Source organism: Thermus scotoductus DSM 8553, assembly GCF_000381045.1.
Classification (GTDB): domain Bacteria; phylum Deinococcota; class Deinococci; order Deinococcales; family Thermaceae; genus Thermus; species Thermus scotoductus.
This window is the reverse complement of the sequence record NZ_KB905773.1, coordinates 1-11,040: the sequence shown is the minus strand read 5'-3', so window position 1 is coordinate 11,040 and position 11,040 is coordinate 1. Positions and strand designations below refer to the sequence as shown.

Below are 11,040 nucleotides of genomic sequence, written 5' to 3'. Positions count from 1 at the left end.
TTCCAGGTGCGGGGGCTTGCCCGGATCCGGAAGGTGGTGGCGGTTTTGCTGGGGCTGGCGGTGTTCCTTTGGGAAGTTGAGCGGTTGGGGGATCCGTTCAAGGGGTTTCTTTTGCAGCTCGGGGGCAAGCTGGGGCTGCCCAGCGAGAGGGATGGTCCGTACCTGCTCCTGAGGGGCCTGGTTCGCCTGCTCAACTATGAAGTCACCCAAGAACTCTTGAAGCAGGCTAAGGGAGGGCGAGGAAGGAGTTTTGGGTAAAGCCCTGGGTGTAACTGCAGCAGGACTTTACCCACATCCTGCCTTGTGGTGGATTTTGCAACCGAGGTTGGGCCACGAAGGCGCTCAAGGTCGCGGAGAGCAGGCTCCACGAGTTCACGGCCCGGTTCGCCGACCTTTTCCCCTGATAAGCGGCTCTTCAGGCGTTGGGAGGAGATGAGCCGGGGCATCTTGGCCGCTGGCTCCGCCCGGGTAAGCGAGATGGTGGCCACCCTACCCTCTCACCTCCAGCGCCCCTTTCACCAGGCCAAAGCCCTCTACCGCTTCCTGGCCAACCCCCGGGTGGGGGCCGAGGCCCTCCTGGAGAGGGTGTGCTGGGAAAGCGCCCTGGCCCTGGAGGGGCAAGAGGTCCTGGTCTTCCTGGACCTGAGCCCGGTGCGCAAGCCCCACGCCCGGGCCCTGGAGGGGATAGCCCGGGTGGGGAAGGATAGGCGGCCCGGGTACGAGCTCCTCACCGCCCTGGGGTTGGACCCCGCGGGGCGGCTGGCCCTGGGGTACGCCCACCTGGTGGCCTACGGGGAGAGGGGGTTTGCCAGCCTGCCCAAGGAGGTGGAGGGAGCCATTGAGGCGGCCCGGGAGCGATTGGGGGGCGTGGGCAGGAGGCTGGTGTATGTGGCGGACCGGGGCTTTGATGACGGGAAGGTGTTTGGGCAGATGCTGGGGCTTGGGGAGGGCTTTGTGGTCCGGGTGTACCGGGACCAGAGGCTTAGGGAGGGGGATTCCCTGAGGGAGGTGGCTTCTTCCCTTCCCCTCTGTTGGCGGGGTCAGGTGGAGATGCGGGTGGGGGGCAGGTACCGGGGTGTGGAGCTTGGGGTGGGATGGAGGGAGGTGGAGGTGGAGGGGCGGGGGCTTTATCTGGTGGTGAGCCGGATACCGGCTTTGGGGAGGCGGGGGGAGGTGCCGGAGGGGGTGCGCCTGGTCTTCCTGCTGCCCTACAGTCCTGAGCTGCAGCCGGCGGAGCGGGTGTGGCCCCTGGTGAACGAGGCGGTGGCGAACCGGTACTTTCACGACCTGGAGGAGATGATGGAGGTGGTGGCCGAGCGGTGCCGGGTCCTGGAGAATGCCCCGGAGACCCTCAGGCGGCACACCCTCTTCCACTGGTGGCCTAGGACGAGGGACTCAGCATAAAAGGGTATCACGGGTAGCGCTTTTCCCCGAAGGCTTTTCCCTTCCCTAAGCCGGTGGGCTCAGGGTCGGCCACGCTCAAGGGAAGGGCGCCTGGGTGGTAAAGTCCCCCCGCCACCTTGGTAAGCCAGTAAACCTGAGTCACGGCTTCTTCCAAGCGCAGATTTCCCTGCACTACTTCCACACTCAGGGCCTTGGGCCAGCCGGGGTGGCCAGGGTGGGCGTGAAGGTAGGCTAACTCCGGAAGTGCCCGGAGGTAGGTGCCTAAGAGTAAGCCCTTTTGGGAAAACCGCAAGCGGGTTGACTTGATTCGGACCAAGGGCCACTGCGCCCAGCTGAGCACCTCTTCTAGAGCCTCGTCGCCTCCGCGGAAGTGGACCACCAACGGGTAAGGAAGCGTTCTTTGCGGCAGGTCCCAACCCTGATCGGTGAGCCGCCCTTCCGGGGAGAGGAGTTTCCAGAAGAAGCCATCCCGGGTGTGAACGATGCCCAGCACGTTGTGGGTGAGTCCCTCCAGCAAAAAGGGGATACCGCCTGCCTTGCGGGCCAGGTTATAGGCCAGCTCGTGCACATGCGGTCGTTCCAGGAGGGTGGAGGGTTTAACCCATTGAACGATCCGGGCGGAAACCTCCAGGGCCGCGTGCAGCTCTTGCAGGACCTTCCAGGCCACCTCTTCTGGCGCAAGGAGAAGGGCGATGTCCGCAGGAAGGGGGCCCCCTTTTATGGCTTCGCCTGTTTTGGGATCGTAGACTAGGGGGGGAAGCTGGAGCTCCAAAGAAGCCCCCATTCTCCCCCATACCTCCAGGAAGCGTGGGAAAGAAGGGGTCAAGGTGAGAAGGCGTTTTCCCTCATAGCGCCGCTCTAGTAGGCTTTCGTCCACGAAATGGCGAAGGAGAAGCTCCCGAGCGTCCAGTGAGACCTCTTCCTTTGTGTAGGCGGAACGGCTTTCCCGCCATTCCGGTTCCGCCCTAGTCCTGAACTTGATGTGGGAAGGGGTCTGGCCTGCAGGGCGTTTTAGGGAAACAGAGATTTCGTGGGGAAATACCAGATGGAAGATAACCCTCCCCGGAGGACGGAAGAACCCTTTTTGGAGCACCTCCTTTGGTTCGCGACCCAAACCTTGGCCCATGCGAAGGGCGCCGTGGGTCACCGAGGCTAGGCGTTCTGCGGGGATGCGCCAAGGCCTGGGGTCCAGTACCCCTTGGAAGATTAGGCGCACCTTGTCCTCGAGGTCCTTAAAGTTGAACTGGCTTTCCCAGAAGGTGTCCTGGGAGAGCCGGCGAACGCCCGAGCCCCCGGCTTTAGGAGCCTCCATCTCCGAAAGCACCTGGGGATGAAGGAAAAGGTGGGCATCGGGGGGGGGCCTTCTCCAGGGGCAAGCTCCGCTTCTGGTGGGGAACCCAGGCCTTGAGGGGGGGACTTTCCTGCAGGGCCTTGATACGCTGGAGCACCTCGCCTCCGAGCTCAGCCAGAGTGGCTTTCGTGAGCGCTCGTTTTTCCAAATCCACCAGGGCGAAGTAGGTTTCCCCGAGGCGCACCGCCTCCACCCAGTACCCCTGGTGGAGGCGCACCTCCAGGGGAACCCTGGGCTCGAGGGCAAGGTAGCCCGCTATTTCCACATAGTCCTCGGGGTCAAACCACACGCCGCCGTTTCGGTAAAAGCTCTTCTGGGTGAGAAAGCGGTGAAGGTAGCCGTTGAAGGCCTTGGCCGCTTCCTTTGCCCCTTGTGGTGTGAGCGTTCCAAGAAAAGGGGCCCGGGCCTGGGGGTCCTCCACCCCGTAGACCCAGACCTCTTCTCCACGGATCTCGGCGTAAAAGCCCTCCGCTCGCAGGTAGGCTAAAAACTTCTGGGGCGCTCGGTGATGGTACCGATAGACCCGAAGAGCATCCGGGCTGACAAGAAGGGGGAAGAGATTGACTTCGTGCAACGGGCTCACCCTCCTAAAAATGGGCTCGGTTCGCCCCAGTATCCTACCCAAAGCTGTTCGCGGGCGCGGGAAAAGGCCACGTAGAGGAGGTTGCGGTCCTGTTCCACCAAAGCTTCCCGATCCCCTTCCGAAGGGGCCTTCCTCAGCAAGGACTCCAAAGGGAAGAGGTTGTGGTTGACCCCGTATACGGCCACCGCTCGGAACTCCAGGCCCTTGGCGCTGTGTACCGTACCCACCCGCACCCCTTGCCCTTGCTCCTCTCTATCGGAAAGGAGAGTGGCTGGGATGCCTTTAGCCTCCAATGCGTCCCGGAGGTGTTTGGCCAGGTCCCACACCCTCGCCAATACCCCTATCTCCTCGGGCAGGAAGCCAAAGTCCAGGCGGCCTCTCACCCAAGCCACCAGATCGGCGGTGCAGCTTTCCTGGCCAGCGAAGCCCCGGATCGTGGGCTCAGGACCCCGGAGAAGGGAAAGGACCTCCCGCACCTCCTCTTCTGCCTCGGGGGGGAGGAGGTTTTCGGCGGCCCGGGCGATCTCCCGGGTGGTGCGGTAGTTCACCTTGAGGCGGATGGAACGGCCCCGTACCTCGAGGCCCAAGGCCTGCCAGGAAAGGGGCCCCCGGTAGATCCGCTGGGCGGGGTCCAGGGCGAAAAAGAGGTTGTCCGGACCCTCTTCTACCAGGGCGCGCAGGAAGAGGAGCTCCGCGGGGCCCAGGTCCTGGGCCTCGTCCACCACCGCCGCCCGGAAGCGGGGAAGCTCACCCGCTTCCCCCTTGGCACGAAGGCGGTGCAGGAGCCGGTTGAAAGTGAGAAGCCCTTCATCCTCCATCCTTTCCCAGACCTTTTGGAAAGCATCAAAGAGCCTGCGCCGCTCCCTAGCGGTGAGGGGTACGCCCCGGCCGCTACGGGGGAAGGTTTTGTATAGGTCCCACTGGTATAAACCAAAGCTATCCACAAAGGCGAACTCCGAGCGCAGGAACTCAGGCTCGTAGGCCAGGTCCGGGGCGGCCTCCCTGAGCCAGGGAAGGTAGGTTTCCTCCGTGGCGATCTGGGTAGGTCCGAAGTGTTGGGCGTAAAGCCGGGTAGCCAGGCTATGAAGATTCTCCACCGTGAGGTTCGGCGGCACTTCCCCAAGGAGGAGGCGGACCCCAGCCCGCAGTCGGGCGGCAAGGAAGCGATTGAAGGAGGTGAGGAGAATGGGCTCCCCGGGGTAGCGCTTCGCCAGGAGGGCCGCCCGGTGGAGGGCCACCACGGTCTTGCCCGTGCCAGCGGTTCCCGTGACCCGGGCTGGCCCCTGGAAGGTGCGTTCCACCGCCTCCCGTTGGGCAGGGTGGAGGAAGACCATCCACCGCTCCCATGGGTAGGATAGGGCCCGGCGGAGCTCGTCTAGGTCCTGGATGAACTGCAGGTGCTGCCGGGAAAGGGGGTGGCGGGTCAGGTCCTCCAGGGTGCTCACCTTGGGGGGCGGCACCACCTTCTTGCCCGCATATAGGTCCAGGAGCCTCTCCTGGACATCCTGGGGCAAGCCGGAAAGAAGCTCCTCAAATTCCTCCTCGTTTTCCACGAGGAGAAGGGGCTTGATGTAGGAGGGGGGCACTCCTAGGTCCAGGAGGTAGTCCTCGGGGTAGTTGAGGAGGGGGTGGATCTCCCGGGTCACCACCCTGGTTTCCTCCACCACGCGAAAGATCTGAAGAACCCCCGTCCTGGGGTGGACCTCCACCTGGTGGTTCTCGGCCCAGCGGTAGGCGTCGTCGTGGTGGTTCACGTACGCCAAAATGAACCCTACCTGGGTGTGTTCGTAAAGGATGATGCGGAGGTCCATGTTGACGTAGAGGGACCAGAACCCCTTGGTCTTAAGTTTTTCCAGCTTGTGCATCTTAAGGCTGGGATGCCTGGGGTTCTGCAGGAACGTGAAGACGGTTTCCCGCACCCGGTCCTGCTCTTCCCTGGTGAGCTTTGCAAGGCTTTTGTAAAAAGAGTCCGCGATGGCCACACTCATGGACACCCCCTTACCCCTTCAAGTACGCCGCCACCATCTCCGGGGGCGTGTGGGGTTTGACCACGAGGCCGAACCCCTCGAGGCCCTGGGGCACCAGGCGCTTCCCGCCCCAGCGGGCAATGCTCTGGCCCACGATCCGGCCCTCCTGGACCAGGTCCTCCCCCACCTCGTCCGGCGGGGGAAGCCCCAGGCGGCGAAGCCCCTCGAGGAGCGGCCGGTAGGCGGCATCTACCAGTTCCAAGGCCTCCTCCCAGCCCTCACGGGACCCAGCCCCAAGAAGCCGGCCTAGCTCGGCGAAGGCCTCGTCCCAGGGTTCCCCGTCGCGGAAGACCACGTAGGGAAGACCAAGAAGGGTGAGGCGCTGGCGGAGCTCCCGGTCCTTTCGGGCCCGTTCGGGGTCTTCGTGGGAGGGGCCGTCCACGTAGACCCCCACCCCCCGGTCGTAAAAGAAGTCAAAGCGGGTAAAGGTGTCCCCCACCTGGAGGGTGTGCTGGGCCCGGTCTGGCAGGGGCAGACCCCGCAGGCGGCACTCCCGAAGCCACCGCCTTTCCAGATCGCTCTCACAAGCCATCAAGAGCTGGGCCAGGTGGGGGTCCTCCTCGCCTGGGGACTCGGAGGCGAAGACCGCTTTCCGAAGTTCGGCGAAAAGGGGCAGGACCAGGTTGCGGTCCAAATAGGGGTGGTCGGGCTGGTTGCCGTAGTCCATGAGGCAGTCGTAGCAGGCCCGTTCGCACCCCTCCTCACCTTCGTGCATGAGCCGGAGGGCGGTTTCTACCAGCTCGTGGAAGGGGTGGGGCTCTTCCGTGGGAGGCCATTCCGCCAAGGCCGCCAGGGCCCCCAGCCCCCCCTCCTGCCCCTCCACCAGGACCACCCGGTAGGGGACGGAGGGATCGGGGGTGGGCTGGAGGAAGCCAAAGAGCTCCTCTTCGGAAAGCTCCAGGGTGACGAGGGCGGCCTTGCGCAAGGCGGCCAGGAGGCTCTTGTAAAAGGAGGGGGCCTTCCTTTTGTCCAGGTCTGAGGGCAGAGGGACCTCGAGGGCCAGGAGGTCGCTTTCCGCCCGGGCCTCCAGCACAAGCCCCCGCCTCAGGTCCCCCTCGGTCCCCCCCATGGGGCACCGTCCCGCCTTGCCCTCCTTCCAGGGGTGCTCCTCCAGCTCCTTCTTGGTGAGGAGGACCCGGCGGCACTGGCGGCAGTAGACGAAGCCTGGGCCAATAGGGCTTTCCTCCTCTTCCTCCAGGAACCAGGCCTTGAGGCCCTTGTTGAGGGCCACCACCTGGGCGTTATGTTCGTAAAGAAGGCGGATGTTTCCGTGGCGGAAAACCTTGGGGGCGTTTTTGCGCCAGTGCCACTCCACCTCGTAGCCCAGGCGAGCCCGGTCCTCCTCCTCGCTGCTGATGCGCCGCCTGGGGAAGCCCACCAGAACGGGGGGTGGCGCCAGGAAGAGGGAAGGGGGGGTGGCCGCGAGGTCCCGGCCGCACACCGGGCAGGTGGGGCTTCCTTGGGCCTCTTCCACATGGCCGCAGGCGCAGGCCTTGGCGGGACGCAGGGCCTCCTCCTTGGGGAGGAAGGCGAGCCTCTCCAGGTGGTAGCGGCGGGCCCCGTAGTAGAGGCTGTTGCCCGGGGCCAGCTCCGTGAGGGCGATGAAGACGGGCCTCTCCAGGGTGCGCACCTCCCCCTGGGGGGTGTGGAGCTCGGCCCAGGTGGTGGCCCGGCCAAAGGCGTAGTTGGGCAGAAAGCCCCGGCTTTCCAGGTAGCCCCGGAAGTCCATGTCCACCAGGTGCTGGCGCTCCCGGTCGGCCCGCTCCACCTCCCGCTTCACCTCCTCCCGCCCTCCGTGCCTAGGGCCCATGTGCTGAAGGCGGACGGCGTACTCTGTGTACCGCTTTTGGGCATCCAGGTAGGCCTCCTGCCAGGGCTTTAGCTCGGCCTCCATGTCCACGAGGAAGCCCTCGAGGACACCCCGGACAAAAGCTTCATCCAGCCAGGGAAAGTCCCGCATCTCCTTGGCGAAGGCCTCCTTCACCGCCCTCAGGGCCTCCTCCCGGTGGCGGGAGAGGCGCTCCTCCAGGTCCTGGCGGAAGGCGGGGCGGAGGGGAAAGAGGTGGCGGGGGTCTTCGTAGTCCAGGGCCTGGGCCATCTTCCCGGGCAGGGAAAAGCCCTCCTGGGCCAGAACCTCCAGGACCAGGGCGCGGATGTGGGCCTTGAGGAGCCGCTTGTTGTCCAGAAGGAAGCGGGGGGCCTGGATGTTGCCGCGGACCATCTTCTCCGGGAAGCGGTAGAAGTACTGGTCGTGCCCCTGGGCCCCGGCGAAGGCCTGGATAAGGGCGGGCTGGCCCTTTCTTCCCGCCCGGCCCGAGCGCTGGGCGTAGCTGGCGGGGGAGGGGGGGATGTTGCGCAGGAAGATGGAGGAGAGGGCCCCGATGTCAATGCCCATCTCCAGGGTGGGGGTGGCCACCAGGACGCTCAAGGGGTCTTGGGGGTTGCGGAAGCGCTCCTCCAGCTTCCGCCTCTCCTCCCCCGGGACCTGGCCGGAGTGGGCCCGGGCCTCGAGGGCCAGGGGGAAGACCCGCCTCTGGTAAAGCTCCCGGTAAAAGGGGTGGATCTCCCGCTCCTCCAAGGCCTGGGCGGGGTACTCCGGGGAGAGGCGGAGGGCGTAGAGGTAACCGGTGTAGGTGCTCCGGGGGCAGAAGAGGAAGCGCCCCTCGGTCTTCTCCAGGAGGATGGCGGAAGGGGAGAGGGCCAACCCCAAGACCTTCTCCCGGCCCCAGGCGGGAAGTTCCCAGGAGACGAGGACGCCCTTCGCCTTCAAGGCTCCGATGACCCGCTTGAGGAAGAGGTGGGCCTCCTCCCGGGGAAGGAGGAGGGCCCGCATGGTCCAGGCCTCAAAGAGGCTTGGTCGCTTCTCCCCGTAAAGGCGGAAGGTGTGGCCAAAACGGGGGCTTTGGAAGGCCCGGGCCTCCAGGAGGATGGCGGCTCCCACGGGGTCCACAAAGACCTCCTGGGGGTAGGCGGCCAGGGGTTCCTCCACCCGGTAGCGGAACTCGTAGGGGTTGAGGAGGGGGTGGCGGATGGCCCCCCGGCGGCGCACCAGGTCCAGAAGGCCCACCAGGTAGTCCCGGCGCACCTCGGCAGGGGCGCTGATTCCCTCCCAAAGCGCCTCGTCCTTCAAGAGCTCCTCCAGGTGCCGGTAGGTGTAGCGCACCAGGCCCGCCGCCTCCAGGTTCTTGAGGTGGGGCTGGGTGTTGCGGGCCGCCTCGAGGACCCCCGCCAGGGAGAGGAGTTCCCGGTAGGCCGCGCCTTCGGGGCTGTAGGGGTCATAGAGGTCCTGGGTTCCCTCCCGGCCCCAGGCCCGGTGGACCGCCTCGCCCAGCTGGGAGAGGTACACAGGGCCCTTTTCCAGCACCTCCAGGACCGTCTGGCGGAAGAAGGCCTTGCGGAAGAGGTCCTGGAAGTGGCCCGCCTGGAACTCGGCGTCCTGGCGGTTATCGGTGAAGACGATGACCTTGCGCTCCCCCTCCGGCAGGGTGGCCAGGGTGCTGAGGAGGAGGAGGTCCGTGGCCGTGGAGCGGCCCACCAGGCCGAAGGCGGAGAGTTTTCTGATCTCCCCGCCCCGGCGGGAGTGGGCCACCTGGCAGGTGGGGCAGAACTGGAAGGGATAGGGGAGAACGGCAAAGGGAAGCCCGCCCTCGGAGCGCCCCCCGGTGAAGGGGTCCAGAAGAAGGTTCTGGGGCACCAGGTCCTTTTTGTCCCGCTTCACCTGGCCCTCGTCCAGCCAGTCTTCGGGGAGGGGCTCCTTTTCCGGGTCCCAAAAGCCCGGGCGCAGGTACCGGACCCCGTGGCGGCTGGGCTCCATAAGGGAGGGGCCGGGGGCGTAGACCCCGTTTTCCAGGCGGGCCACCAGGTACTCCTGGCCGCAGTTGCGGCAGAAGACCACGGGATAGGCGGGCTTGCCCTCCAAGAACCTTTCCCCCTTGAGGGAAAAGGCCTTCAGGTCCAAAGGAGCGGTGAGGTCCGGGGCCTGAGCGTAGAAGGCGTGAATCCGGGGCACCAGGTAGCCCGTGGCCGCCCCCACCTCCAGGCCAAGCCGCACCTCCGCCTGGGCCTGGTCCTGGGGGATTCCCTCCTCCTTGGCCAGGGTTTCCGCCAGCTCCCTTAGGGTCCGGGGTTCCGTTAGGGCTTTTTCCAGGAAAAAGACCACCCGCCTTACCCGCTCCTCACCTCCAGGCCTTTCCGCCACCTGGGCCTTGAGCTCTGGGGGAAGGGCGGAAAAGTCCAGGGGCGGGGGGTCCTCGAGGGTCTCCCCGATGACCCGGGTAACGGGAACGCCGAAGAGGCTTTCGGCGAAGCGGCGGATGGCTTCCTCGCCCCGGTCCACGGTGGCCGAGGTGCCGATGGTCTGGAGGGTCCTGGTGGTCCCCGTGTGCTGGCGCAGACGGCGGATGAGAAGGGCCACGTCCGCTCCTCTAAGCCCCGCGTAGGTGTGCACCTCGTCCAGGACCAGGTAGCGCAGAACCCCCCTATGCTCTGGGGGAAAGAGGTAGCGGTCCTCCCCCCGGGTGAGGAGGAGTTCCAGCTGCACGTAGTTGGTCATAAGGAGGTCCGGGGGGTTTTGACGGATCTCCTCCCGGCTCAAGACCTCGGCGTCGCTCACAGGTCTCTCCAGGGCCAGGCGCTCCCTCAGGGCCCGCCCCTCCTCCCGGCTGTAGGGGGTTTCCCCGGTGTAGAGGGCGATGCGCAGGCCGGAGCCGTGGAGCCTAAGGGCGAAATCCCGGTACTGGGAGTTGGCCAGGGCGTTCATGGGGTAGACGATGACCGCCTTGATGCCGGGCCTTTTCTCCCTTAGGGCGTAGGCCAGGATGGGCATGCCGAAGGCCAGGCTCTTGCCCGAGCCCGTGCCCGTGGCCACCACGAAGCTTTCGCCGTTATGGGCCGCTCTAAGGGCCTGTTCCTGGTGCACATAGGGGTGGAAGGGGGTTAGGTCCTGGAAGTTCTCCGGGTTCCGCCGGAGAAGGGGGCGTATCTCCGGGGGCAGAAGGCCTTCCCGGATGAGCGCCTCCACGCTCTTTCCCAGGCGGTAGCGCCTTTTCTGGGCCACGAAGGGCTCCCGCCATAGGAGGTCTTCCTCCTCCACGCCTCTGCGCAGGAACTGGGCGATCTCGGGGTTGCGAGGGGTGACGAAGCTCTCGGCGTAGGAACGGAAGCTTTGCTGAATAGCCTCCAACTGGCCGAAAGGATCCCGGAAGCCCGGAGTGCCCTTCAGTACCACCTCCCCCAGCCCCAGAAGAGAGGCCACCCAGGACCTCAGAGCCCCGGGCATGGTGGCAAGCCCCAGGCGGCGGGCGGCTTCCTCCGGGGAAAGCTCCAGGGCTAGGAGGGGCTGGAAAAGGGGCCTGAGGCTTTCGGGGTCCGCCTCGGCAACCCCGCTCCAGTCCAGGCTTTCCCCCTGGATGAGGCGGGGGAGGACCTGGGCGAACCAATAATGGGGTTCCAGGTGGAATGCTTGGAGTTGAAGAGCCATCACCCACAGTTTATGGGGGCTTTTTCGGGTTGGGGTGGTCATATATCACACGAGGGTAAGGGTCCGTATTGTCATGCTAAAAAGGCTATGACCCCCCTTTCGGTTATTCACTCCGAGGCCCTTCACGCTGCCACCCTGGCCACCCAGGTGGGAGGCAAGCCCTCCCGGGCTAGAACTTGGGCCACAAAGGAAAAGG

The 11,040-nt window shown here is 65.5% G+C and carries 6 protein-coding genes; 2 read left to right on the top strand and 4 right to left on the bottom strand.

Annotated features, from left to right (window positions below):
• Both F604_RS13120 and F604_RS12210 read left to right on the top strand, forming a co-directional pair.
• A partial coding sequence (locus tag F604_RS13120; RefSeq protein ID WP_019551618.1) for a hypothetical protein occupies nt 1-258 on the top strand: 258 nt, incomplete at its 5' end.
• A gap of 174 nt (nt 259-432) precedes the next feature.
• Nucleotides 433-1,404, top strand: coding sequence for a hypothetical protein (locus F604_RS12210; RefSeq protein WP_420804990.1), 972 nt, complete (start codon nt 433-435; stop codon nt 1,402-1,404).
• A gap of 7 nt (nt 1,405-1,411) precedes the next feature.
• On the opposite strand, the gene F604_RS0110545 is transcribed toward F604_RS12210, so the two are convergent.
• From F604_RS0110545 to F604_RS13450, 4 genes are read right to left on the bottom strand one after another with little or no spacing between them, the layout of a single operon-like run.
• Nucleotides 1,412-2,716 (bottom strand): argonaute/piwi family protein, encoded by a 1,305-nt coding sequence (locus tag F604_RS0110545; protein WP_026329128.1) that lies wholly within the window; start codon nt 2,714-2,716, stop codon nt 1,412-1,414.
• Nucleotides 2,703-3,338 (bottom strand): hypothetical protein, encoded by a 636-nt coding sequence (locus tag F604_RS0110540; RefSeq protein WP_155984179.1) that lies wholly within the window; start codon nt 3,336-3,338, stop codon nt 2,703-2,705. Before F604_RS0110540 ends, F604_RS0110545 begins: the two co-directional genes overlap by 14 nt.
• Complete coding sequence (locus F604_RS0110535; RefSeq protein WP_019551615.1) at nt 3,335-5,326, bottom strand: 3'-5' exonuclease; 1,992 nt, start codon at nt 5,324-5,326, stop codon at nt 3,335-3,337. Before F604_RS0110535 ends, F604_RS0110540 begins: the two co-directional genes overlap by 4 nt.
• A 10-nt stretch (nt 5,327-5,336) precedes the next feature.
• A complete protein-coding gene (locus F604_RS13450) occupies nt 5,337-10,844 on the bottom strand; it encodes a DEAD/DEAH box helicase (protein ID WP_019551614.1) in 5,508 nt (1,835 codons plus the stop codon).
• Nucleotides 10,845-11,040: the final 196 nt, after the last annotated feature.